Annotated in this window: 20 protein-coding genes, 1 tRNA gene and 2 rRNA genes (1 of these 23 cut by a window edge); 8 read left to right on the top strand and 15 right to left on the bottom strand. The window is 65.2% G+C overall.

Translation table 11 applies throughout. The features are described 5' to 3' along the window. Nucleotides 1–7 precede the first annotated feature (7 nt). Nucleotides 8–835, top strand: a complete 828-nt coding sequence (gene bhcR / locus ACZ5TO_RS17335) for an HTH-type transcriptional regulator BhcR (RefSeq protein ID WP_184144353.1) — start codon at nucleotides 8–10, stop codon at nucleotides 833–835. A 204-nt stretch (nucleotides 836–1039) separates the two neighbouring features. On the opposite strand, the gene guaD is transcribed toward bhcR, so the two are convergent. Together guaD and ACZ5TO_RS17325 are read right to left on the bottom strand one after the other, a co-directional pair. Then, the gene (guaD, locus tag ACZ5TO_RS17330) at nucleotides 1040–2371 is read right to left on the bottom strand and encodes a guanine deaminase (RefSeq protein WP_464798973.1); all 1332 of its coding nucleotides are present in this window, start codon (nucleotides 2369–2371) and stop codon (nucleotides 1040–1042) included. After that, the gene (locus ACZ5TO_RS17325; RefSeq protein WP_184144351.1) at nucleotides 2368–3606 is read right to left on the bottom strand and encodes a urate hydroxylase PuuD; all 1239 of its coding nucleotides are present in this window, start codon (nucleotides 3604–3606) and stop codon (nucleotides 2368–2370) included. Before ACZ5TO_RS17325 ends, guaD begins: the two co-directional genes overlap by 4 nt. A gap of 143 nt (nucleotides 3607–3749) precedes the next feature. On the opposite strand from ACZ5TO_RS17325, the gene ACZ5TO_RS17320 reads away from it, so the two are divergent. Further along, nucleotides 3750–4712: a LysR family transcriptional regulator gene (locus tag ACZ5TO_RS17320; protein WP_184144350.1), complete on the top strand. Its 963-nt coding sequence runs from the start codon at nucleotides 3750–3752 to the stop codon at nucleotides 4710–4712. Here the strand turns inward: ACZ5TO_RS17320 and xdhC are convergent. The 4 genes from xdhC to uraH are packed head-to-tail and all read right to left on the bottom strand — an operon-like array spanning nucleotide 4702 to nucleotide 9766. After that, complete coding sequence (gene xdhC, locus ACZ5TO_RS17315) at nucleotides 4702–5550, bottom strand: xanthine dehydrogenase accessory protein XdhC (protein WP_464798972.1); 849 nt, start codon at nucleotides 5548–5550, stop codon at nucleotides 4702–4704. The two genes, ACZ5TO_RS17320 and xdhC, sit on opposite strands and share 11 nt — an antisense overlap. Before the next feature lie 4 nt (nucleotides 5551–5554). After that, complete coding sequence (xdhB, locus tag ACZ5TO_RS17310; RefSeq protein WP_464798971.1) at nucleotides 5555–7909, bottom strand: xanthine dehydrogenase molybdopterin binding subunit; 2355 nt, start codon at nucleotides 7907–7909, stop codon at nucleotides 5555–5557. A 3-nt stretch (nucleotides 7910–7912) separates the two neighbouring features. After that, on the bottom strand, nucleotides 7913–9397 hold the full coding sequence (gene xdhA / locus ACZ5TO_RS17305; protein ID WP_464798970.1) for a xanthine dehydrogenase small subunit: 1485 nt from the start codon (nucleotides 9395–9397) through the stop codon (nucleotides 7913–7915). 3 nt (nucleotides 9398–9400) lie between these two features. Continuing rightward, nucleotides 9401–9766: a hydroxyisourate hydrolase gene (uraH, locus tag ACZ5TO_RS17300; RefSeq protein ID WP_184144345.1), complete on the bottom strand. Its 366-nt coding sequence runs from the start codon at nucleotides 9764–9766 to the stop codon at nucleotides 9401–9403. A 161-nt stretch (nucleotides 9767–9927) separates the two neighbouring features. Between uraH and puuE the strand changes: the two genes are divergently transcribed. Genes puuE through ACZ5TO_RS17285 form a run of 3 tightly spaced genes read left to right on the top strand, consistent with a single transcriptional unit; the run spans nucleotide 9928 to nucleotide 12855 of the window. Continuing rightward, the gene (gene puuE / locus ACZ5TO_RS17295; protein WP_464798969.1) at nucleotides 9928–11346 is read left to right on the top strand and encodes an allantoinase PuuE; all 1419 of its coding nucleotides are present in this window, start codon (nucleotides 9928–9930) and stop codon (nucleotides 11344–11346) included. 10 nt (nucleotides 11347–11356) lie between these two features. Then, nucleotides 11357–12373: an allantoicase gene (gene alc, locus ACZ5TO_RS17290; protein ID WP_464798968.1), complete on the top strand. Its 1017-nt coding sequence runs from the start codon at nucleotides 11357–11359 to the stop codon at nucleotides 12371–12373. Next, nucleotides 12370–12855 (top strand): ureidoglycolate lyase, encoded by a 486-nt coding sequence (locus ACZ5TO_RS17285; RefSeq protein WP_464798967.1) that lies wholly within the window; start codon nucleotides 12370–12372, stop codon nucleotides 12853–12855. The genes alc and ACZ5TO_RS17285 overlap by 4 nt, the downstream gene beginning before the upstream one ends. A gap of 119 nt (nucleotides 12856–12974) precedes the next feature. On the opposite strand, the gene ACZ5TO_RS17280 is transcribed toward ACZ5TO_RS17285, so the two are convergent. The 3 genes from ACZ5TO_RS17280 to ACZ5TO_RS17270 form a co-directional block, all read right to left on the bottom strand. Beyond that, nucleotides 12975–14267, bottom strand: coding sequence for an NCS2 family permease (locus ACZ5TO_RS17280; protein ID WP_464798966.1), 1293 nt, complete (start codon nucleotides 14265–14267; stop codon nucleotides 12975–12977). 231 nt (nucleotides 14268–14498) lie between these two features. Next, complete coding sequence (locus ACZ5TO_RS17275) at nucleotides 14499–14957, bottom strand: YbaK/EbsC family protein (RefSeq protein WP_464798965.1); 459 nt, start codon at nucleotides 14955–14957, stop codon at nucleotides 14499–14501. A 30-nt stretch (nucleotides 14958–14987) separates the two neighbouring features. After that, on the bottom strand, nucleotides 14988–15191 hold the full coding sequence (locus ACZ5TO_RS17270; protein WP_464798964.1) for a hypothetical protein: 204 nt from the start codon (nucleotides 15189–15191) through the stop codon (nucleotides 14988–14990). A gap of 156 nt (nucleotides 15192–15347) precedes the next feature. Between ACZ5TO_RS17270 and ACZ5TO_RS17265 the strand changes: the two genes are divergently transcribed. Beyond that, a complete protein-coding gene (locus ACZ5TO_RS17265; protein WP_464798963.1) occupies nucleotides 15348–16241 on the top strand; it encodes a DMT family transporter in 894 nt (297 codons plus the stop codon). 20 nt (nucleotides 16242–16261) lie between these two features. On the opposite strand, the gene ACZ5TO_RS17260 is transcribed toward ACZ5TO_RS17265, so the two are convergent. After that, a complete protein-coding gene (locus tag ACZ5TO_RS17260; protein ID WP_464798962.1) occupies nucleotides 16262–16699 on the bottom strand; it encodes an Lrp/AsnC family transcriptional regulator in 438 nt (145 codons plus the stop codon). A 119-nt stretch (nucleotides 16700–16818) separates the two neighbouring features. On the opposite strand from ACZ5TO_RS17260, the gene rocF reads away from it, so the two are divergent. Beyond that, the gene (gene rocF, locus ACZ5TO_RS17255) at nucleotides 16819–17739 is read left to right on the top strand and encodes an arginase (RefSeq protein WP_464798961.1); all 921 of its coding nucleotides are present in this window, start codon (nucleotides 16819–16821) and stop codon (nucleotides 17737–17739) included. A gap of 28 nt (nucleotides 17740–17767) precedes the next feature. Continuing rightward, the gene (locus ACZ5TO_RS17250) at nucleotides 17768–18829 is read left to right on the top strand and encodes an ornithine cyclodeaminase (protein ID WP_464798960.1); all 1062 of its coding nucleotides are present in this window, start codon (nucleotides 17768–17770) and stop codon (nucleotides 18827–18829) included. 61 nt (nucleotides 18830–18890) lie between these two features. Here the strand turns inward: ACZ5TO_RS17250 and ACZ5TO_RS17245 are convergent, their stop codons facing one another. From ACZ5TO_RS17245 to ACZ5TO_RS17225, 5 genes are all read right to left on the bottom strand, one after another. After that, nucleotides 18891–20801, bottom strand: coding sequence for a methyl-accepting chemotaxis protein (locus ACZ5TO_RS17245; protein ID WP_464800415.1), 1911 nt, complete (start codon nucleotides 20799–20801; stop codon nucleotides 18891–18893). Nucleotides 20802–20883: 82 nt separating this feature from the next. Then, the gene (locus tag ACZ5TO_RS17240; protein WP_464798959.1) at nucleotides 20884–21495 is read right to left on the bottom strand and encodes a hypothetical protein; all 612 of its coding nucleotides are present in this window, start codon (nucleotides 21493–21495) and stop codon (nucleotides 20884–20886) included. Between the two features lie 243 nt (nucleotides 21496–21738). Then, nucleotides 21739–21815, bottom strand: a tRNA-Met gene (locus ACZ5TO_RS17235). Nucleotides 21816–21861: 46 nt separating this feature from the next. Next, nucleotides 21862–21976: ribosomal RNA gene (gene rrf, locus ACZ5TO_RS17230) — 5S ribosomal RNA — on the bottom strand. A gap of 164 nt (nucleotides 21977–22140) precedes the next feature. Further along, nucleotides 22141–24401: ribosomal RNA gene (locus ACZ5TO_RS17225) — 23S ribosomal RNA — on the bottom strand; it runs 535 nt beyond the window's last position.

Here is a 24401-nt window from a genome sequence, read left to right as displayed (position 1 = left end):
AAGCATCATGGCGGAGCATCAGGAAAAGACGCGGGGACGGCCCGGCCGCAAGCCGGCGGAAAACGCCGCGCCCTCCTCCGTGCAGGTGCTGGACCGCAGCCTGAAGCTCCTCGAGCTGGTGGCGCAGGCGGACGGGGCGGCGCTGACCGATCTTGCCGACCAGTCCGGCATGGCGCCCTCCACCGTGCACCGCCTGCTGACCTCGCTTTCCCAGCACGGCATGGTGAGCCACGACGGGGAGACCGGCGCCTGGATCATCGGCGTGAAGGCCTTCGAGATCGGCACCGCCTACCTTCGCTTCCGCAAGCTCGGCACGATCAGCCGGCCCTTCCTGAAACAGTTGATGGAGGGTTGCGGCGAGACCGCCAATATCGCCATCGAGGACAGCGGCGACGTGGTGTTCATCTCCCAGGTGGAAAGCCATGCGCCGATGCGCGCCTTCTTCCGCCCGGGCCGGCGCGGGCCGATCCATGCCTCGGGCATCGGCAAGGCGATCCTCTCGACCTGGCAGGACAGCCGCATCGAGGCGCTGCTTGCCGGCCGCACGCTGCAGCACTTCACCGACAAGACACGCGACACGGTGCCGACGCTGCTGGAGGATATCGCGAGGATCCGCACGCGCGGCTGGTCCATCGACGACGAGGAGCACACGCTCGGCATGCGCTGCGTCGCCGCGCCGATCTTCGACGAATACGGGGAAGCGGTCGCAGGAATCTCGGTCTCCGGCCCGGCCGTGCGCCTGCCCGACGAGAAGGTCGAGGCCTTCGGCCCGGTGATACGGGCGGCGGCGGAAGGCGTGACGAAGGCGATGGGCGGACGGGTGCGGCAAGCGTAAGGCGCAGTCCGTCGCCGCTTCGACGCCCCCTCTCGATCGTCATCCTCGGGCTTGACCCGAGGATCCATCCAACCGGCACACCCTCAGCGTGTGGAGTGGATCCTCGGGTCAAGCCCGAGGATGACGACGGAGAAGATGAGAAAAAAACGGAGGGGGTAATAGGAATGGCGCATCGGCGGGCACCACGCGCCCGCCGCGCAACCCTCAAGCCGTTTCCGGCACGCGCGCCTTTGCGCCCGCCTTCGCCTTCATCGCCTTGCCGGCGACATAGACCTCGGCCACGCAGCGGTCGTCGCCCATGGTCTGCAGGATGAACAGTTCCTGGGCCAGCGAGGTCGCCGTGCGCATGCGGTATTCCATCGCCGGCTTGGCGGAGGAATCGAGTACGACGATGTCCGCGTTCGCCCCGGCATGGAGCGAGCCGATCTGGTCTTCCAGGCCGAGCGCGCGGGCATTGCCCAGCGTCATGCGGTAGAAGGAGTTGAAGGGCGTCAGCTTCTGGCCGCGAAGGTGCAGCACCTTGTAGGCCTCGTCCATCGTCTCCAGCATGGAGAAGCTGGTGCCGGCGCCGACATCGGTGGCGACCGACCAGCGGGCGCCGGCCCTGTCGAAGCGGTCGCGGTCGAAAAGGCCCGAGCCGAGGAAGAGGTTGGAGGTCGGGCAGAAGACGCCGACGCTGCGCGTCTCGGCGAGCACCGCGATCTCCCGGTCGCTGAGATGGATACAGTGGCCGAGCAGCATGCGCTCGTTCAAGAGCCCGTAGCGGGCGTAGATGTCGGTATAGTCCTTCGCCTCCGGATAGAGCGAGGTCGCGAAAGCGATCTCGTCCTTGTTCTCCGAAAGATGGGTCTGGACGTAGCAGGTGGGATGCTCGGCGACGAGCGCCTGGCTCATCTCAAGCTGCTCCGGCGTCGAGGTGATGGCGAAGCGCGGGCTGATGGCGTAGCGCGCGCGGCCGCGGCCGTGCCACTTGGCGATCAGCGCCTTCGTCTCGTCATAGCCCTGTTGCGGCGTGTCGCGCAGCGCGTCCGGCGCGTTGCGGTCCATCATCACCTTGCCGCCGATCATGCCCATGCCCCGCGCCTCGGCGGCCGCGAAATAGGCATCCACGCTCTCGGGATGCACCGAGCAATAGGCGACGGCGGTGGTCGTGCCGTTCGAGATGAGCTCGTCCATGAAGCGGTCGGCGACGGCGGCGGCATGGCCGGTGTCGCAGAACTTCTGCTCCTCGACGAAGATATAGGTGTTCAGCCATTCGAGAAGCTGCGCGCCGTAGGAGGCGATGGCCTGGGTCTGCGGGAAGTGCAGGTGCGTGTCGATGAGGCCCGGCAGGACGAGGTTCGGCCGGTGGTCGGCGACCGCGACATCCGCGCCGGCGCGCCCGCGAACCTCCGCATAATCGCCCGTGGCGACGACCTTGCCGCCGCGCACGAAGACGGCGCCGTCCTCGAAGTAGCGCCAGGCGGCCGTGTCATCGATGCCCTGCGGCTCGGCGACGAAGGTCAGCACCCGCCCGCGGATCAGGAGCTCGCTCATTGCGTCTTCTCTCCGTTCACCGCGCTTTCGTACCAGGCGACGATCAGGCGGCGCTCCTCGTCGGAGATCGCCGTGACGTTGGCGGGCGGCATGGCGTGCGAGCGGCCGGCCTGCAGGTAGATCTCGCGGGCATGGGCGGCGATCTCGCCGTCCGTTTCCAGCATCACGCCCTTGGGCGGCGAGATGATGCCTTCCCAGCCGGGCTCCTTGGCATGGCACATGGAGCAGCGGCCGAGGATGGTGTCGCGCACCTGCGGGAAGGCTTCCGCCGTGACGAAGGGCTGGGCGACGGCCGAGACCTTGTCGGAGGGCTCGCCCGACAGCACCTTCGGCACCGTGGAGAGCCACATGATGGCGACGAAGAGCAGCGCGGTCGCAAGCCAGGTCCAGGTCGGATTGCCCGTATTGGCGTGGCGGGTGTTGAAGTAGTGGCGGATCGTCACGCCCATCAGGAAGACCAGCGAAGCGATGATCCAGTTGTACTGGGTGCCGAAGGCCAGCGGATAGTGGTTCGACAGCATCAGGAACAGGACGGGCAGCGTCAGGTAGTTGTTGTGCGTGGAGCGCTGCTTGGCGATGCGGCCGTACTTCGGATCGGGCTTGCGGCCGGCGATGAGGTCGGCGACGACCACGCGCTGGTTCGGCATGATGATGAAGAACACGTTGGCCGACATGATCGTCGCGGTGAAGGCGCCGAGATGCAGGAAGGCTGCGCGGCCGGTGAAGACCTGCGTATAGCCCCAGGCGACGACGACCAGGATGAAGTAGAGCGCCACCATCAGCCGCGTGTTGTCGTTGCCGAAGGGCGACTTGCAGATGAGGTCGTACATGATCCAGCCGAAGCCGAGCGAGGCCAGCGAGATGGCGATGGCCACCGGCTTGGAGACGTCGAGGACGTTCGGATCGATGAGGAAGAGGTCGGCGCCCGCATAATAGACGAGACAGAGCATGCCGAAGCCCGAAAGCCAGGTGGCATAGCTCTCCCATTTGAACCAGACGAGGTGCTCGGGCATGTGGGCCGGCGCCACCAGGTATTTCTGGATGTGGTAGAAGCCGCCGCCGTGGACCTGCCATTCCTCGCCATAGGCGCCCGGCGGCAGGTCGGGATGCTTCTTCAGGCCCAGGTCGAGGGCGACGAAGTAAAAGGACGAACCGATCCAGGCGATGGCTGTGATGACGTGCAGCCAGCGGACGGCGAACATTACCCAATCCCAGGCAATGGCGTATTCATACATGGGGGACCTCCTCCCGATTTTCGTCTATTTGTTTGCCATCAACTGATTTTCCCGGAAATCCCGGCGAATCCCCAACACTTTCAAAAAAAACTAAAAGATGGCCGCCTACTTTGCTCATTCTGCCAATATGCTAGAAAGAGCGCATGTCCTATCTCGATAATGTACGCGTCTTCGTTCGCGTGGTCGAACTCGGTACTCTTTCGGCGGCGGGGCGCGACCAGCGCGTGACCCCGGCGGTCGCCAGCAATCGCATCAAGGAACTGGAACGCCATCTCGGCGTGCGCCTCTTCAACCGCACGACGCGCAAGCTCTCGCCCACCGAGCACGGCCGCGTCTTCTACGAGGGCGCGGTGAAGATCATCGAGGCGGTGAACGAGGCGGAGGCCGCCATCGCCGACCTCTCGCGCAATCCGAAGGGGTCGCTGAGGATCACCGCACCGCTCGGCATCGGCCGGCGCCTCATCGCCTCGGGCATTCCCGAATTCCACGACAAGTATCCCGATATCGAGGTGCGCGTGCGCCTGTCGGACCACAATGTCGATATCCTCGCCGAAGGCGTCGACGTCGCCTTCAAGCTCGGCGTCCTGGAGGATTCGAACCTTCGCATGCGCGGCATCCTCAATTGCGAGCGCGTGCTCTGCGCCTCCCCAGAATACCTCGCCCGGCGCGGCACGCCCGTAAATGCCGATGCGCTGATCGCCGACAAGCACGATTGCCTGCTGCTGCGCTATCCGGGCTCGAAGGAATATTTCTGGACGCTGGTGACGCCGGAAGGCGCGCGCAAGTTCGAGGTCGCCGGCCCCTATGACAGCGACGACGGGGACGTGCTCACCCAATGGGCGCTCGAAGGGCGCGGCATCATCAACAAGCCGCTCTTCGAGGTGAAGTCGCACCTTTCCGAAGGCCGGCTCGTGGAGATCCTGAAGGATTGCCCGCCCGCTTCCGTGCAGCTCGCCGCGATCTATCCGCACAAGCGCTTCCAGGACCCGAAGGTGCGCCTGATGATCGAGTTCATGGCGGAGCGATGTCAGCGGCTGATCGGCCGCCTTCTCGGGGAAGAGCCCGAAGGCGAGGCCGAAGCCGAAGCGGAAGCCGTCAGCGGCTGACCGCCGGGGCGGCGCCGGCCTTGGCGCCGGCCCACAGGAGCGCGGCGGTCGTGATCTCGGCCGCGGCCAGCGCCGCGATGACCGCAGGGCGCTTGTCCTTCACCGCCGTGCCGCCGATGGGGCAGACGAGGCCGTCGAAAAGCTCCGGCCGGCCGATCTCGCGCGTCAGCCAGTTGCGGAAGGTGGCGCGCTTCGTCTTCGAGCCGATCATGCCGACATAGGCGGCATCCGTGCGCCGCAGCGCCTCGGCGGCGATCAGGAAATCGAGCGCGTGGTCGTGGGTGAGGACGACGAAGCTGCTGCCGGGCGGCGCATCGCGCACCACCGCCTCCGGCATCGCCGTCAGGCAGGTCTCGACGCGCGGCACGGTGGAGGCCATCAATTCATCCTCACGGGTATCCACCAGCACGACGCGCAACGGCGCCAGCGAGAGCGCCATGGCGAGCGCATCGCCGACATGGCCGGCCCCGAAGACGTAGACGTGCGGGCGCGCGGCCATTTCCCGGTCGCTGCGGGCGATGAGGTCGCCCGCAAGCTCCGGATTGAGCGGCGTGAAGGAAAGGCCGACACGCCCGCCGCAGCACTGGCCGATCTCCGGGCCGAGCGGCACGTCCATCGGCGCGGCATCGAGGCCCGAGCGCAGCGCGCGCCGGGCATGGTCGATCGCCATGTATTCCAGTTGCCCGCCGCCGATCGTCGCGAAGATCGCCCGCTGCGAGACCAGCATCCAGGCATCCGTATCGCGCGGCGTGGAGCCCGCCGCGCCCGTCACTTCGACCAGGATCGCCGCCGGTTCGCGGCGCAGGAAATCCCGGATGTCTTCGCGCGCGGCAGGCATTTTCTCACCCCTTTTTCGCCGCCTTGAGGCGTTCGATGGCCATCAGCACGCACTCGGGCGTGGCGGGGGCATCGAGGCGCGGGCAGACCGTGTGGTCAGCGACGCTCGCCACCGCATCCGAAAGGGCGTGCAGCACGGCAAGGCCGAGCGGCAGCGGCGGCTCGCCGACCGCCTTGGAGCGGTGGACCGTCGGCTCGTAGGCCTCCGACCAGTCGGTGAGCGCCACGTTGAAGACCTTCGGCCGGTCCGAGGCGAGCGGGATCTTGTAGGTGGAGGGCGCATGGGTGCGAAGCCGCCCCTTGCCGTCCCACCACAGTTCCTCCGTCGTCAGCCAGCCCATGCCCTGGATGAAGCCGCCCTCGATCTGGCCGATATCGATGATCTTGTTCAGCGAGCGGCCGGTATCGTGCAGGATATCGGTGCGCTCGACGACATATTCGCCGGTCAGGGTGTCGACGGAGACCTCCGAGCAGGCTGCGCCGTAGGCATAGTAGTAGAAGGCGTGGCCGCGGCCCTTCGAACGGTCCCAGTGGATCTTCGGCGTCTTGTAGAAGCCGGCCGCCGAGAGCTGGACGCGCGCCATATAGGCCTGCTTGACCAGTTCGTTGAAGGAAATCTCGGCATTGCCGATGCGCACCCGGTTCGGCAGGAAGACCACCTGGTCGCGCGGCACCTGATGGCTTTCGGCGGCGAAATCGATCAGCCGGTCCTTGATCTGGCGCGCGGCGTTCTGCGCGGCCATGCCGTTGAGGTCGGCGCCGGAGGAGGCCGCCGTCGGCGAGGTGTTCGGCACCTTGCTCGTCGTCGTCGCGGTGATCTTCACCCGGTCGAGGTCGATCTGGAATTCCTCCGCCACGACCTGCGCCACTTTCAGGTGCAGGCCCTGGCCCATTTCCGTGCCGCCGTGGTTCATGTGCACGGAGCCGTCCGTGTAGACATGCACCAGCGCGCCGGCCTGGTTGGATTCCGTCTTGGTGAAGGAGATGCCGAACTTCACCGGCGTCAGCGCGATGCCGCGCTTGACGAAGCGGCTCTTGGCGTTGAACTCGGCGATCGCCTTGCGGCGGCCGGCATAGTCCGCACTTTCTTCCAACTCGGCGACGATGCGCTGGATGATGCAGTCCTCGACCTTCTGGTGGTAGGGGGTGAGGTTGCGACCGCCCTCCACACCCATCGGATCGTAGAAGTTCAGCTTGCGGATCTCGAGCGGGTCCTTGCCGACGGCGAAGGCCACCTCGTCGATGACGCGCTCGGCGCCGACCATGCCTTGCGGGCCGCCGAAGCCGCGGAAGGCCGTGTTCGACACCGTGTTGGTGTAGAGCGGCGCGGATTTCGCATGCACATGCGGGTAGAAATAGGCGTTGTCGCAGTGGAACAGCGCGCGGTCACCGACCGGGCCGGAGAGGTCCGCCGAAAAGCCGGCGCGCAGCGCGAAGGTATAGTCGACCGCGAGGATACGGCCCTCGTCGTCGAAGCCGACCTCGTAGTCGATGGCGAAATCGTGCCGCTTGCCGGTTGCGACCATGTCCTCGTCGCGGTCGAGCCGGATCTTGACGGCGCGCTTCAGCTTGCGGGCGGCGATGGCCGCGATGGCGGCGCACTGGTTGGCCTGGGTCTCCTTGCCGCCGAAGCCTCCGCCCATGCGGCGCACTTCCACGGTGACGGAATGGCTCGCCACGCCGAGCGCATGGGCGATCATGTGCTGCGTCTCGCTCGGCCCTTGGGTCGAGCAGTAGACGGTGACATCGTCGTCCTCGCCGGGAACGGCAAGCGAGATCTGCCCTTCGAGATAGAAATGGTCCTGCCCGCCGAGCCGCATGCGGCCCTTCACGCGCCGCGGGGCGCTCGCAAGGGCGGAGGCCGCATCGCCGCGCTTCAGCGTCAGTGGGGTCACCACCTGGCGATGGGTCTCGACGTCGAGGTCCCAGATGTCGATCTCGGCCGGCAGCTCCTCGTATTCGATCTTCGCGAGCCGCGCGGCCCGGCGGGCCTCCTCGCGGGTCTCGGCGATGACGCAGAAGATCGGCTGGCCGTGGAACTCGACCTTGCCGTCGGCAAGCACCGGATCGTCGTCCATGCCGGAGGGCGAGATGTCGTTGACGCCCGGCACGTCCTCGTGCGTCAGCACGGCGACGACGCCCGGGGCGGCGCGCACCGCCGAAAGATCGACGGATTTCAGGATGCCGTGCGCGACGGTGGAGAGGCCGAGGCCCGCATGCAGCGTGCCTGCCGGCTCGGTGATGTCGTCGATATAGACGGCCGTTCCGGCGACATGCTTGTGGGCGGAATCATGGCGCGCGCTGGAATGGACGCCGCCGGCGATCTTTTCGGCCTTGAGGTCGGGTGTGTGCTTGTTCATGGCTTACGCAGCCTCGTATCTGGACACCTGCACGGGCGCACCGCCGGATGTCGTTTCCATATAGAACCTGAGGAGAAGGTTCCGCGCCACCAGCGCCCGGTATTCGGCCGTCGCGCGCATGTCGGTGAGCGGCGCATAGTCTTCGGCGTATTTCTCCATGGCCGCTTCCACCGTCGCCTCGTTCCAGGGCTGGCCGATGAGCGCCTTCTCGACGGCGGAGGCGCGCTTGGGCGTCGCCGCCATGCCGCCATAGGCGATCGTGATCGCGGCCACCGTACCGTCGGCGGCAAGCGAAAGGCGGAAGGCGCCGAGCGTTGCCGTGATGTCCTCGTCGCGCCGCTTGGTCACCTTGTAGACGGCGAACTTTTCCGAGGCCGCCGGCACCGGCACATGCACGGCCTCGACGAATTCGCCGGGCTGGCGGTCCTGCTTGCCGTAGGCGATGAAGAAGTCCTCAAGCGAAATGGTGCGCCTTTCGGCCCCCTTGCGCAAGGTGAGCGTCGAGCCCAGCGCAATCAGCGCCGGGGGCGTATCGCCGATGGGCGAGCCGTTGGCGATATTGCCGCCGATCGTGCCCATGTTGCGCACCTGCTGGCCGCCGATGCGGGTGATCAGCGGGCCGAGCGCCGGGATATGCTGCGAAAGGGTCTCGAGCGCCTCTGTATAGGTGACGCCGGCGCCGATGGTGATCGTGCCGTCCTTCACCGCAAGGGTTTTCAGCTCGTCGAGCCCGGCGATGAAGACCACCGGGGAGATGTCGCGCATCTGCTTCGTCACCCAGAGGCCGACGTCGGTGGAGCCGGCGACGACCGTGGCCGTCGGGCTTGCCTCCAGCACGGCGGCGAAATCGTCGAGGCTCGCCGGCACGACGAAGCGGTTCTTCCCCTCGCCGATCTCGACGCGGGCGCCGTCGCGCAGCGCCGCAAGGCGGGCGATCATGTCCGCGCGCTCGGCGATGAGCGGATCCTTGTCCGTGCCGGCATAGCCGGAGATGGCGCGGGCGGCGCGCAGGATCGGCTCGTAGCCGGTGCAGCGACAGAGATTGCCCTGCAGCGCGGTCTCGATGTCCTGGTCGCTCGGCGTCGGGTTCTCCATCCACAGCGCATAGAGCGACATGACGAAGCCCGGCGTGCAGAAGCCGCATTGCGAGCCGTGATAGTCCACCAGGGCCTGCTGGACGGGATGGAGCTTCTCCTCGCTGCCGGCCAGATGCTCGACCGTCACCACATGACAGCCGTCGAGCGAGCCGAGGAAGCGGATGCAGGCGTTGACGCCCTCATAGACGAGGCCGCCCGAGGGCGTCAGCCGGCCGACCAGCACCGTGCAGGCGCCGCAGTCGCCTTCCGCGCAGCCTTCCTTGGTGCCCTTGAGCGAGCAGGAAAGGCGCAGCCAGTCGAGCAGCGTCTGGTCGGGCGCAACGTCGCTCAGCGCGACGTCGCGGCCATTGAGGATGAAATGCAATTGCGAGCGGATCGACACGGCCGCCATGGCTTAACTCCCGCGGTAGGTGGAATAGCTGAAGGGCGATACCAGCAAGGGAACATGGTAATGCGCGCCCTCGTCGGCAAGGCCGAAGCGGATCGGGATGATGTCGAGGAACATCGGGCCGTCGCCCGTCCTGCCGAGATAGTCGCCGGCATGGAAGCGCAGTTCGTAGTTCCCGGCCTTCATCGTCTCGCCCGAGAGCAACGGGGCATCGCAGCGCCCGTCGTCGTTCGTCTGCGTGGTCTTGATGTGGTGGAACGTGTCGCCCTCGACGCGGTAAAGGTCGATGCGCAGGCCCTCGGCGGGCTTGCCGCGCGCGGTGTCCAGCACATGGGTCGTGAGCCGGCCGGCTCCTTGCGAATGAGACTGCATGTTTTCCTCCCGAGCATAGCGCTCCTCACTCCACTATCCATCAGGCCCTTTCCCCTGAAAAGCGGCATGATCGTTCGAGACTTTCAAAATTTCCGTAGGGAATGGAACGCACCGTTTTCGGGTTAGACATTGCTGCCGAAAAACGTTTGGAGGAGCGTTCCATGCGATATTGCCGCGACATGTACGGATACGGTCAGACGCCGCCCGCAGCGAAGTGGCCGGGCGATGCGCGCATCGCCGTGCAGTTCGTGCTGAACTACGAGGAGGGCGGGGAGAACTGCGTGCTGCATGGCGATGCGGCATCCGAGGCCTTCCTGTCCGAGATCGTCGGCGCCGCCCAATGGCCGGGCCAGCGCCACTGGAACATGGAATCGATCTACGAATACGGCGCACGCGCCGGCTTCTGGCGCCTCCACCGGCTGCTGACGGAAAAGGCCGTGCCGGTCACGGTCTACGGCGTTGCGACCGCGCTCAGGCGCTCGCCGGCGCAGGTCGCGGCCATGCAGGCCGCCGGCTGGGAGATCGCCTCGCACGGCCTCAAATGGGTCGAGCACAAGGACATGCCGCCGGAAGAGGAGCGCGCAGCCATCGCCGAGGCGATCCGCCTGCACACGCTCGTCACCGGCGAGCGGCCGCGCGGCTGGTATACGGGCCGCTGTTCGGTCAACACCGTCGATCTCGTGACGGAGGCGGGCGGCTTCGACTACATCTCCGACACCTATTCCGACGACCTGCCCTACTGGTACGAGCACGCCGGCAGGCAGCAGCTCATCATCCCCTATACGCTCGACGCCAACGACATGCGCTTCGCCACGCCCCAGGGCTTCAACAGCGGCGACCAGTTCTTCAGCTACCTGAAGGACTCGTTCGATGCGCTCTATGCGGAGGGCGCCAAGGGCAGCCCGAAGATGATGAGCATCGGCCTGCATTGCCGTCTGATCGGCCGGCCGGGCCGCGTCATGGCGCTCGCCCGCTTCATCGACTACGTCAAGAGCCATGAGCAGGTCTGGATCGCACGGCGGGTCGACATCGCCGAGCACTGGGCGAAGACGCATCCGCCGCAGCCCGCCGCCGAGCGGCCCTCGCAGATGCCGGAAGACGCCTTCGTGGAGCGTTTCGGCGGCATCTTCGAGCATTCCGACTGGATCGCGCGCCGCGCCTTCGCCGACGAGCTTTCGCCGGCCAACGACACGGCGACCGGCCTTGCCGCCGCGCTCACCTTCCAGTTCCGCGCGGCGAGCGACGAGGAGCGCCTCGGCGTGCTCGTCGCCCACCCGGACCTTGCCGGAAAGCTCGCCGCGGCCAAGCGCCTGACGGCAAGCTCGACGGAAGAGCAGGCCTCCGCCGGGCTCGACGCGCTGACGGACGAGGAGCGCACGCGCTTCACCGACCTCAACGGCCGCTACGTGGAGAAATTCGGCTTCCCCTTCATCATCGCCGTGCGGGACAACACGAAGGCGAGCATCCTCGCCGCCTTCGAGACGCGTATCGGCAACGACCGGGAAACCGAGCTTGCAACCGCCTGCCGGCAGGTGGAGCGCATCGCGCTCCTCCGGCTCAAGGCCATCCTGCCGGACTGAGGACGGCGCCATGTCGGCCGGTGCGCTGCCCGCCTTCGCGCGCGGAACGATCAACCTTGCCGCGGCGAGCCTCGGGGCAAGGGGCCTTTTTGCGACGGACGAGTTCTTCGGGCCGCTGTCGCGCATGCTGGCGGACGAGCCCGCCGTCTTCCATCCCGGACGCTACGACGAGCACGGCAAATGGATGGACGGCTGGGAAACGCGCCGCCGGCGCGGCCCCGGCCACGATCATGCAGTCGTTGCGCTCGCGACAGCGGGCCATATCCGCGGCTTCGACGTGGACACGGCCTTCTTCACCGGCAATTACCCGACGGCCTGCGCCATCGAGGGCTGCCATGCGCCGGACGGGCCAAACGACGCGACCGTCTGGACGGAGCTGCTGTCGCCGAGCCCGCTCGGCCCGAGCGCCCAGCATTTCTTCGACTGCGCCGCGGACGGGCTCTACAGCCATGTGCGGCTGCGGATCTTTCCCGATGGCGGGGTGGCGCGGCTGCGCGTCTACGGCGTGCCCGCGCTCGACCGGAAGGGCAGCGAGAACGAAGCCTTCGACCTTGCCTCCGCGCTCAGCGGCGGGCAAGTGATCGCGCTTTCGAACGGACATTACGGCCACCAGCGCTTGCTCGCCCCCGGCCGCGGCATCAATATGGGCGACGGCTGGGAGACCAGCCGCCGCCGCGAGCCGGGCCACGAATGGATCGTGGTGAAGCTTGCCGCACGGGCGACGGTGGAAAGCATCGTCGTCGATACCGCCCATTTCAAGGGCAACTACCCGGATGCCTGCTCCGTGCAGGCCGCCGACCTGACGGGCACGACAGGGGACCTCCCCACCCTTGTCACCGCCGCGTCGATGTTCTGGCAGGAGATTCTGCCCGAGCAGAAACTGGCCGCCGACCGTATCCACACGTTCGACGGCCATCTCGTGAAAAGGGCGGATGCGGTGACGCATGTCCGCCTGAACATCCATCCGGACGGCGGCATCAGCCGTCTGCGTGTTTTTGGCCGGCTGGCCGAGGGAGGAAAGACATGAAGACAATCGAGATCAAGCCCCTGACCCGGGAGGCCTTCGCGCCCTTCGGCCAGGTCATCGAGCAGGAGGGCGCGGTGAATTTCCCGATCAATGCGGGAAAATGCACACGCTACCACGACCTTGCCTATATCGAGACGACCGGCGAGAAGGCCCGGCCGATGATCAGCCTCCTGCGCGGCGAGCCCTATCCGCTGCCGCTGGAGCTGAACATGGTGGAACGCCATCCGCTCGGCAGCCAGGCCTTCATTCCGCTCGGCGACAGCACCTTCCTCGTCGTCGTCGCCGAGGAGACGGAGAGCGGTCCTTCCGAGCCGATCGCCTTCCGCACCGCGCCCGGCCAGGGCGTCAATATCGCCCGCAACGTCTGGCACGGCATCCTGACGCCGCTCGACGCGGTGTCGGATTTCGCCGTGGTCGACCGCGGCGGGGAGGGTGTGAACCTGGAAGAGCACTTCTATTCGGAAAGCTTCCTGATCCGCTGATCCGCCACCGGGACAGCGGATTTTGCCGGCCCGCCTCCACGGGCCGGCTTTTTGTTACCCGGCAAACGAAAAGGGCCGCGCCTGAGGCGCGGCCCTTTCCTTGTCGGCTGGTTGTCTTCCTATTCCGCGAAGAAGGCGAAGCGGATGACGAAGAGGGCTGCCACCAGCGCCGTTGCCGGATGGATGTCCTTCCACTTGCCGGTGAAGAGCTTCATGACGACATAGGTGATGAAGCCGAAGGCAAGGCCGTTGGCGATGGAGTAGGTGAAGGGCATGGCGAGCGCGGTGAGCGCGGCGGGTGCCGCTTCCGTCAGGTCTTCCCACTCGACTTCCGTCAGCTCGCGCATCATCAGGCCGGCGACATAGAGCAGGGCCGGCGCCGTCGCATAGCTCGGCACCGAGGCGGCGAGCGGCGAGATGAAGAGCGCGGCGAGGAACAGGACGGCGACGGTGAAGGCCGTGAGGCCCGTGCGGCCGCCCGCCTGGACGCCAGAGGCGCTTTCGACATAGGCCGTGGTGCTGCTGGTGCCCATCAGCGAACCGGCGACGATTGCCGCGCTGTCGGCGAGAAGCGCGCGGCCGAGGCGGCTCTGCTTGCCTTCCTGGATGAGGCCGGCGCGCTTGGCGACGCCGATCAGGGTGCCCGTGGCGTCGAAGACTTCGACGAGCACGAAGACGAGGATGACGTGCAGCAGGCCGCCGTGCAGGGCGCCGACGAGGTCGAGCTGCAGGAAGGTTGGCAGGATCGACGGCGGGGCCGAGACGATGCCGCGGAACTCGCTGACGCCGAGGACCCAGGAGAGCACCGTGACGACGAGGATGCCGATGAGGATCGAGCCCTTGACGCGCATGGCGTCGAGCACGGCGATGATGAAGAAGCCGAGGATCGCCAGCAGCGGGCCGGTCTGCTTGAGATCGCCGAGGCCGACGAGCGTTGCCGGGTTGTCGACGACGATGCCGGAGCTCTTCAGGGCGATAATGCCGAGGAAGAGGCCGATACCGGCGGCAATAGCGCTGCGCAGCGAATGCGGAATGCCCGCGATCAGCCAGGAGCGCACGCCCGTCACCGTCAGGATGACGAAGATCGTGCCGGAGATGAAGACCGCGCCGAGCGCCTGCTGCCAGGTGAAGCCGAGGGCGGCGACGACCGTGAAGGCGAAGAAGGCGTTGAGGCCCATGCCGGGCGCCATGCCGATCGGCCAGTTGGCCACCAGGCCCATGACCATGGAGCCGAGCGCCGCGGCAAGACAGGTCGCGACGAAGACGGCGTCCCGGTCCATGCCCGTCGTCGACAGGATGTCCGGGTTGACGAAGATGATATAGGACATCGTGAGGAAGGTCGTCAGACCCGCGATCACTTCGGTGCGTACCGACGTGCCGTGCTCACTCAGCTTGAAAAGCCGTTCAAACATGTTTTCTCCCCCTGGCGGACGCCTCCGGCGCCGCCGTGCGATAGTTACGGGCCTTGTGCTCCTCCAGCAGCCCGTCCGCGGTTCTTCCGCGCCCGTGCGCAGCGGTCCGCGCAAGCGGGCCACTGACGATCACAGTTCCGTCATATTGCTTTTTCCGCCGCGCCCGCGCCAGCCGGGGATTTCCCCGAATTTTCGCGAAACTCTTTCATGGCGGACCGGGCGAGCGCGGGCCTATTCGCAGACGTCGACCCATTCGCCGGCAACGAGCGCGGCAAGGCGCTGCGGGGGAAGCCGGACCGCCGCGTTCGTCGCCCCGGCCGCGGGCACGACCTCCTCGAACGCCTGAAGCGAGACGTCGCAATAGACCGGCAACGGCGACGGCAGGCCGAAGGGGCAGACCCCGCCGACCGGATGGGACGTCACGGCCAGCACCTGCTCGGCATCGAGCATGCGCGGCTTTGCAGCGAACCGATCCTTGAATTTGCGGTTGCTGAGCCGCGCCGTGCCGGCGGCGACCAGCAGCACGATCTCCTCGCCGACGCGCAGGCAGATCGTCTTGGCGATCTGCTCCGGCGCCACCCCGTGCGCCTCGGCCGCAAGCGCGACCGTCGCCGAGCTCTGCTCGGTGACGAGGACGGCGATATCGGGAGCGTTTTCGGTGAAGAAGGTGCGGACGGATTGAAGAGACATGCCGTTTCATAGCCAATCGGGGACCGGGACTCAATCCGTCCCGAAGACGTCGCGCGTATAGACCTTCTCCCGGACGTCCCCCAGCTCCGGCGCCGCGCGGTTGGTAAGGATGATATTGGCGCGCCGCTTGAAGGCGGAGAGATCGCGCACGACCTCGGAGCGGAAGAACTCCGCCTTCGGATAGTCCGGCTCGTAGACGATGACCGGAATGCCCTTCGCCTTGATGCGTTTCATGATGCCCTGGATCGAGGAGGCACGGGATCTTTTTTGAAGCCGGATGACAGCCCCATTGTTGACGGACGGAAAGAAGGCTGGACGAAAGCCGCCCCGACGCGCTTTAACGGTTCGTCGCAGGACTGCCTGCCGAACCGCGTTGCCGATCGGAAACCGATGCCAATCCACGAACTTGCCGCGCTGGGCGCCGCGACCTGCTGGGCCATGACGGGGCTGATCTCGGCAGGCCCGGCAGGCCATCTCGGCGCGCTTGCCTTCAGCCGGACGCGCCAGGTCTTCGTCACGGGCCTTCTGGCGCTCTACGTGCTCTTCACCGGCGCATGGCGCGACCTCGACATGGCGAGCGCCGGCCCGCTGCTGCTCTCCGGCCTCATCGGCATCTTCATCGGCGATACGCTGCTCTTTGCGTGCCTCAACCGGCTCGGCCCGCGCCGCTCCGGCATCCTCTTCGCCCTCAACGCGCCGATTGCCGCCGTGCTCGGCTGGGTGGCGCTCGGCGAAACCCTGTCGGCCGTCGCGGTGGCGGGGATTGCGCTCACCGCCGTCGGCGTGTTCCTCGCCATCGTGTTCGGCAAGCGCCGCGCGCAGATGCATCAATGGGAAGCGATCAAGGGCCCGCTCTGGGTCGGCGTCCTCTTCGGCATCGGCGCGGCGACCAGCCAGGCCGTCGGCTCCATCGTCGCCCGCCCGGTCATGGCCGGCGGCATCGATCCCTTCCTCGCCTCGATGCTGCGCGTCGGCATTGCCGCCGGTTGCCTCAGCATCCTCATCCAGTTGCCGATCCCGTCCGTGAAGCCGAAGGGCCCGCTGACGCTCAAGGTCGCGGCGGTGACCGCGCTCACCGGCGTCCTCGCCCTTGCCATCGGCATGACGCTGCTGCTCTTTGCGCTTTCCGGCGGAAAGGTCGGCATCGTCTCGACCCTTTCGGCCACCTCGCCGGCCATGATCCTGCCGATGCTGTGGCTGAAGACCGGCGAGCGGCCCGCCGGCGGCGCCTGGGCCGGCGCCGCCCTCGTCATCGTCGGCATGGCGCTGATCTTCATCCGCTGAAAAGCACCGGCGCCGCCCGCCTAGAGCTTGGCCTTCGTCGAGCGCGGCGTCGACAGGAGGATGCTGGTCTCGCTGCCGGTGATGCCGGGCACGAGGCGGATCTTGCGCAGGACCGCGTCGAATTCGGCAAGGCTCGCGGCGCTGAGCTCCACCAAAAGATCCCAGCGGCCATTCGTCGTGTGGATCTGCGAGATCTCCGGGAATCCGCCGAGCGTGCGGATGACGCGGTCGGTGACGTGGCCCTCGATCTCGATCGTCATCACCCCGCGCACGACATCCTCGAGCGCATCGGCGCGCAGCATCACCGTATAGCCGACGATGGTGCCGTCCTGCTCCATCCGCTCGATGCGCGCCCTGACGGTGGCACGCGAGGCGCCGGTTTCCAGTGCAAGGTCCGAAACGCTCCTGCGACCGTTGCCGCGCAGGAGGGTGACGATCTTCCGGTCGAGCTCGTCCATGCCAAAATGGCTCCCTGACTTCCCATTATGGTCAATATGCCATTCCGGGATGCCAAAATTCAATATTCAATCTGCCGCTCCGCGCTTCTACGCTTGGGAAAACCGGATGGGAGTGAACCATGGAATGCACGCTGATCGGCGCCCCCTTGCAAATCGGTGCGGGACAGCTCGGCTGCGAGATGGGCCCGAGCGCCCTTCGCATCGCCGGCCTTCGCACGGCGCTGGAGGAACTCGGGCACGAGGTGAAGGACACGGGCAATATCAGCCCCCGCGCCTTCGAGGAAATGGCCCATCCGAACGCGGCGGTGCACCATCTCGGCGAGACGGTCGCCTGGATCGAGGCCCTTTCGGCCGCCGCCTACGAACACAGCAAAGCCGGCATGCCGATCTTCCTCGGCGGCGACCATGCGATCTCCGCTGGCACCGTGGCGGGCCTTGCCCGCCGGGCCGCCGAGCGCGGCCGGCCGCTCTTCGTGCTCTGGCTGGATGCCCATACCGACTTCCACAGCCTGGAAACGACGGTCAGCGGCAACCTGCACGGCACGCCGGTCGCCTATTATACCGGCCAGCCCGGCTTCGACGGCTATTTCCCGCCGCTCGCCAATCCCGTTCCGGCGGAGAATGTCTGCATGATCGGCATCCGCAGCGTCGATCCCGCCGAGCGGGCCGCGATCGGCAGGACCGGCATCACGGTGCACGACATGCGCGTCATCGACGAGCACGGCGTCGGCGTCCTCGTGCGCAATTTCATCGAGCGGGTCCGGGCCGCCGGCGGCCTCCTGCATGTGAGCTTCGACGTCGACTTCCTTGAACCGGACATCGCGCCGGCCGTCGGCACAACGGTGCCGGGGGGCGCGACCTTCCGCGAGGCGCACCTGATCATGGAAATGCTGCATGACAGCGGTCTCGTGACGAGCCTCGACATCGTCGAGCTGAATCCGTTCCTCGACGAGCGCGGCAAGACCGCCAAGCTCCTCGTCGATCTCGTTTCCAGCCTGATGGGCAAGCGGGTGATGGATCGCCCGACGCTCGCCGGCTGAATGCGGCTGTTCTCTTGTTGGAGGCAAAATGAACACTGATGCGAAACTGAACGTGGTTCCCTTCGTCAGCGTGGACCATATGATGAAGCTGGTCCTCAAGGTCGGCATCGATCGGTTCCTGACGGAACTGGCGGCGACCATCGAGGAGGACTTCCGCCGCTGGCCGGTCTTCGACAAGACCCCGCGCGTCGCCTCCCACTCCAAGGAAGGCGTCATCGAACTGATGCCGACCAGCGACGGCACGCTCTACGGCTTCAAATATGTGAACGGCCATCCGAAGAACACGCGCGACGGCCGCCAGACCGTGACGGCCTTCGGCGTCCTGTCGGATGTCGGCAACGGCTATCCGATGCTGCTTACCGAGATGACGATCCTGACGGCGCTGCGCACTGCCGCGACCTCCGCCGTCGCGGCGAAATTCCTGGCGCGGCCGAATGCCCGCACCATGGCCATCATCGGCAACGGCGCGCAGAGCGAGTTCCAGGCCCGCGCCTTCCGCTCGCTGCTCGGGATCGACAGGCTCCGCCTCTACGACATCGACGCATCGGCCATCGGGAAATGCGCCCGCAACCTTGCCGGCCTTGGCTTCGCCATCGCGGAATGCGCTTCTGTGGAAGAGGCCGTCGAGGGCGCCGATATCATCACCACGGTCACGGCCGACAAGCAGTATGCGACGATCCTCTCGGACAATCATGTCGGTCCCGGCGTCCACATCAACGCGGTCGGCGGCGACTGCCCCGGCAAGACCGAACTCAGCAGGGACATCCTGCTGCGCTCGGACATCTTCGTCGAATATCCGCCGCAGACGCGCATCGAGGGCGAGATCCAGCAGCTGCCGGCCGAGCATCCCGTCATCGAACTCTGGCAGGTCATGACCGGTGAGGCCGAGGGCCGCAGGAGCGCGGACCAGATCACGCTCTTCGACAGCGTGGGCTTCGCCATCGAGGATTTCTCCGCGCTCCGCTATGTGCGGGAGAAGATTGCCGAGCACGGCATGTTCACCGAGCTCGACCTTCTCGCCGACCCCGACGAGCCGCGCGACCTCTACGGCATGCTGCTGCGCTGCGAGAAGAAGCTCAACGCGGCGTGATCCCCGCGGAGAGCCGAAAAGAATGAAAAGAAGCCCGGCCGTTCCGCCGGGCTTCGTTCTCTCAGAACTCGGTCCATTCCTGCGCGACCGCGGCATTGCCCGCCGACGCCATGCGGACGGCCGTCTGGCGCGTGGGCTGGGCCATGCTGCGCGCCACCTGGCGGAGCGCCGCGGCCGGGGCCGTTTCGTTGCCGAGGCGGAACTGGGCGACGAGCTCGCGGAGCTTTGCCGCCTCGTTGGCGAGGGTCGCGGAGGCCGCGTTGGATTCCTCGACCATCGCCGCGTTCTGCTGCGTCGTCTGGTCCATGGCGTTGACCGCCTGGTTGACTTCGGAAAGGCCCGTCGACTGTTCCTTCGCCGAGATGACGATCGCATCCATGTGCGTGTTCATCTCGGCGATGAAGCCGCCGATCGTCCGCAGCGCGCCGCCGGCCTGCCGCACGAGCTCGACGCCGCCGGAGACCTGGTTCGTCGAATTCTGGATGAGCTGCTTGATCTCCTTGGCGGCGTTCGCCGAGCGCTGGGCAAGCTCGCGCACTTCCTGCGCGACGACGGCAAAGCCCTTGCCGGCTTCCCCGGCACGCGCCGCTTCCACGCCGGCATTCAGCGCCAGGAGGTTCGTCTGGAAGGCAATCTCGTCGATCACGCCGATGATGTTGGAGATCTGCTGCGCGCTCTCCTCGATCTTGCGCATCGCGTCCTCGGCCCTGGAGACGACCTCGGAGGATTCCGTTGCCGATACGTTGGCGCGGCTTGCGACCTCGCGGGCCTCTTCCGTCCGCTTGGTGGAATTGACCACGTTGGACGTGATCTCCTCGACGGCGGCCGCAGTCTCCTCGAGCGAGGCGGCCTGCTGTTCGGTGCGGCGCGACAGGTCATCGGCGCCGGCCGCGATCTCGCGGGTGCCCGATTCCATGGCGGAGATGCTGCCGGCGATGGCCGAGAGCGTCGAGCCGAGCTGGGCGACCGAACGGTTGAAGTCGTGGCGCAACGTCTCGAAATCCGCTGCGAAAGCCTCGTCGAGTTGGAAGGAGAGGTCGCCGGAGGCGAGCCGCTGCAGGCCGTCCGCAAGGCCCGACGTCGCGATCCGCAGCCGCTCGGCGGCTTCCGTCTCGGCGCGGTCCTGGGCGGCGAGGCGGTCGGCCTCGGCGCGGCGGCGGTTCTCGTCGGCCTCGGCCTCGAGGCGGCGGTTGGCAAGCGCCGATTCCTTGAAGACCTCCGTCGTTGCAGCGATGCGGCCGATCTCGTCGGTGCCGACATAGACGGTCGGCACGTCGAGATCGCCTTCCGCAAGGCGCTGCATCGTGCCGGCGAGCAGCATCAGCGGGCGGGCGGCATAAAGATGGTTGAGGATGCCGAGCACGACCGCGACGACCGCGACGAGGATGGGCACGATCAGGCTGATCGTCTCGACCGAGGAGAGCGCGGCCTGCTGGTCCGCCGAGGCGACGTCGGCCCGCTTCTGCAGGCTGCCGATCAGTGTCGTCAGCTTGCCGTTGAATTCGCCGACGCGGGTGGTGCCCTCGCCGGTGGCTTCGATGGCGCGGGCAAGCTCGACCGTCATCGGGTCGCGCATCAGGACGATCTGGCGGTTGACGAACTCGTCGCGCCAGGCCGCGGCGATGGCCGCCGTCTCCTTGAGCGCGGCCGCCTGGTCCGGCGCCGTCTTGGCGAATTCCGCCGCAAGCTCGCTCGCCTTGGTGTCGATCTTGGCGCTTTCGCTTTCGTAGAGCGAGACGAAGTCGCGGTTGCCGGTCAGAAGAAAGTTCTTGTAGGCGAGATCGGCTTCCGAGACGGCATCCGACAGATGGCCCGTATCGTCGATCAGGGCGCCGATGGCGAGATTGGCCTCGACCAGATGCGTGGCCGTCGTCGAGCGCATGTAGATCAGGCCGCAGGCGGCCGTCGCGATGATCGTGAGCGTCGCGAAGGCGGCAAAGCCCTTCAGGCTGACGGAGATATTGTTCAACAGGGACATGTCTATGCTCCTCGACACCCTCTGCGCCATACCGCGGCCTTGCGAGGGATTCGGTTGTTCCAGGCCGGGCGGGCGCTCACGCGCCGGTTTCGGCGCGCCGGGCGAGTTCCGTCAGGTTGAGTTCGACCGTCGCCGCGCCGATGGACTTGCCGTCCGTGTCGGTCACGGTGAAGTTCACCTGCCCGCGCCAGACCTTCATCTCGTCGTCGAACTCGGGCTCGTCGATGAAGACGGCGTCGGGGGCGACGTCATAGGTCTTCTGGAACTTGGCTTCGTCGCCCTGCCAGAAGTCGCTGGTGATCGAGCTCTGCCCGACATTGAGGCCGTTCTGGTCCATGATGAAGATCTCGGCATAAAGGCCGAGCGAGCGTCCCTGCATGCGCGAAAGATAGATGGAGAGCGGATTGGAGAGCGTCGCGGCGATCAGCGGCTTGTCCTCGCTCTCGCGCTCCTTGACCCATTGCTTGTCGAGCGTGTCGATCGTCGCCTGGTCGAGCTTCGACAGCCGCTTGTTCTGGGTGGCGATCGAGATGCGGACGATGTCGCTCTCGATCCACGTCCGCATCTGCTTGATGACCTCGGGCGTGACGAGCTTCTGGATATCGGGTTTCGCAGGTTCGGCCGCAGCAACGGCGCCCGAGAGCGCGAGAGCACTGGCGGCGGTGAGAAGCAGTCGGCCAAGCAGCATGATGATCTCCTTATAGTATGACTAAGTGCAGGCCGAACGCTTTAGGAACAGTTAACGCTAAACCCTAAATTAGCGGCCCTAACTTGACTTTCGACAATTCGCATGCAGCGCCCCGGCGCTTTGGAGAGCCGAAACGGGCGGAGGTGATTGTCGATGAACTGATGGAGAGTCGAGGCTTTGTTTCCGGCGCCCGGAACGCAGCAAGCCCCGCGGCTGTTTGGCTGCGGGGCTTGTTGTGAATGTTGGTTGCGGGGGCAGGATTTGAACCTGCGGCCTTCAGGTTATGAGCCTGACGAGCTACCGGGCTGCTCCACCCCGCGTTATGGGTGGTTTTGTGGTTGAGAAGATTTTGATTGCCTTTAGCAGACCTGGCAGCGACCTACTCTCCCGCGTCTTGAGACGAAGTACCATTGGCGCTGGGGCGTTTCACGGCCGTGTTCGGAATGGGAACGGGTGCGGCCACCCCGCCATGACCACCAGGTCGGCTAAGGGCAATCTTTCGAGAAGCTGGTAGAGGAAGGGTTTCTTCCTCGTTTGTCTTTTGTGAACACGTCTTTTTCTTCGGGCTGCGCCTTCGGCCGGGGGGCCGCAAGCGCACGGAAGAGATGGCTCATCGAGTTTGTTGGATGAGCATGAACAATGAGAACGATCAAGCCAATCGAGCGATTAGTAACGGTAAGCTTCATGCATTGCTGCACTTCCACACCCGTCCTATCAACGTGGTCGTCTTCCACGGCTCTCAAGGGAATACTCGTTTTCAGGTGGGTTTCCCGCTTAGATGCCTTCAGCGGTTATCCCTTCCATATATAGCTACCCTGCTATGCCGTTGGCACGACAACAGGTCCACCAGAGATATGTCCATCCCGGTCCTCTCGTACTAGGGACAGATCCTGTCAATATTCCTACACCCACGGCAGATAGGGACCGAACTGTCTCACGACGTTCTGAACCCAGCTCACGTACCGCTTTAATTGGCGAACAGCCAAACCCTTGGGACCTGCTCCAGCCCCAGGATGCGATGAGCCGACATCGAGGTGCCAAACAACCCCGTCGATATGGACTCTTGGGGGTCATCAGCCTGTTATCCCCGGCGTACCTTTTATCCGTTGAGCGATGGCCCTTCCACGCGGGACCACCGGATCACTATGACCGACTTTCGTCTCTGCTCGACTTGTCAGTCTCGCAGTCAGGCGGGCTTATGCCATTGCACTCGACGAGCGATTTCCGACCGCTCTGAGCCCACCATCGCGCGCCTCCGTTACTCTTTCGGAGGCGACCGCCCCAGTCAAACTACCCACCATACACTGTCCCGGACCCGGATGACGGGCCGCGGTTAGACATCCATGACGATAAGGGTGGTATTTCAAGGATGGCTCCACAGGAACTGGCGTCCCTGCTTCAAAGCCTACCACCTATCCTACACATGCCGACACGAATGCCAGTGTAAAGCTATAGTAAAGGTGCACGGGGTCTTTCCGTCTGACCGCAGGAACCCCGCATCTTCACGGGGAATTCAATTTCACTGAGTCTGCGTTGGAGACAGCGGGGAAGTCGTTACGCCATTCGTGCAGGTCGGAACTTACCCGACAAGGAATTTCGCTACCTTAGGACCGTTATAGTTACGGCCGCCGTTTACTGGGGCTTCGATTCAAAGCTTGCACCTCTCCTCTTAACCTTCCAGCACCGGGCAGGCGTCAGACCCTATACGTCGTCTTGCGACTTCGCAGAGCCCTGTGTTTTTGATAAACAGTCGCTACCCCCTGGTCTGTGCCACCCCACCATACTTGCGTACAATGGGGTCACGCTTCTTCCGAAGTTACGCGTGCAATTTGCCGAGTTCCTTCAACGCAGTTCTCTCAAGCGCCTTGGTATACTCTACCTGACCACCTGTGTCGGTTTCGGGTACGGTCTATACGGTGGAGCTATTTCCTGGAACCGCTTCCCTGCACACCCAATCCAATAAGAATGTACAAGTTACGCAATCCGTCACTACCACCAGGCCCACGAATATTAACGTGGTTCCCATCGACTACGCGTGTCCGCCTCGTCTTAGGGGCCGGCTAACCCTGCTCAGATTAACTTTAAGCAGGAACCCTTGGTCTTTCGGCGAGGGGGTCTCTCACCCCCTTTATCGTTACTCATGTCAACATTCGCACTTCCGATACCTCCAGAGGCCCTCACGGGTCCTCCTTCGCAGGCTTACGGAACGCTCCGCTACCACGTATCTTGCGATACATCCTCAGCTTCGGTGCATGGCTTCAGCCCCGTTACATTTTCGGCGCAAAGACCCTTATTTAGACCAGTGAGCTGTTACGCTTTCTTTAAATGATGGCTGCTTCTAAGCCAACATCCTGGTTGTTTTGGGATCCTCACATCCTTTCCCACTTAGCCATGACTTGGGGACCTTAGCTGGAGGTCAGGGTTGTTGCCCTTTTCACGACGGACGTTAGCACCCGCCGTGTGTCTGCCGAGTAGTACTCCACGGTATTCGGAGTTTGGTTAGGATCAGTAAGACGGTGAGTCCCCATAGCCCATCCAGTGCTCTACCCCCGTGGGTATTCGCTCGACGCTCTACCTAAATAGATTTCGCGGAGAACCAGCTATCTCCGAGTTTGATTGGCCTTTCACCCCTAGCCACAAGTCATCCCAATCTATTGCAACAGATGCGGGTTCGGTCCTCCAGTTGGTGTTACCCAACCTTCAACCTGCTCATGGCTAGATCACTCGGTTTCGGGTCTAATGCAACGAACTGAACGCCCTGTTCAGACTCGCTTTCGCTGCGCCTACACCTATCGGCTTAAGCTTGCTCGTTACACTAAGTCGTTGACCCATTATACAAAAGGTACGCCGTCAGGCTTGCGCCCTCCGACTGCTTGTAGGCATCCGGTTTCAGGTTCTATTTCACT

It is taken from the genome of Shinella sp. Sh6 (assembly GCF_055392685.1).
This window is presented reverse-complemented; position numbering and strand designations above follow the sequence as displayed.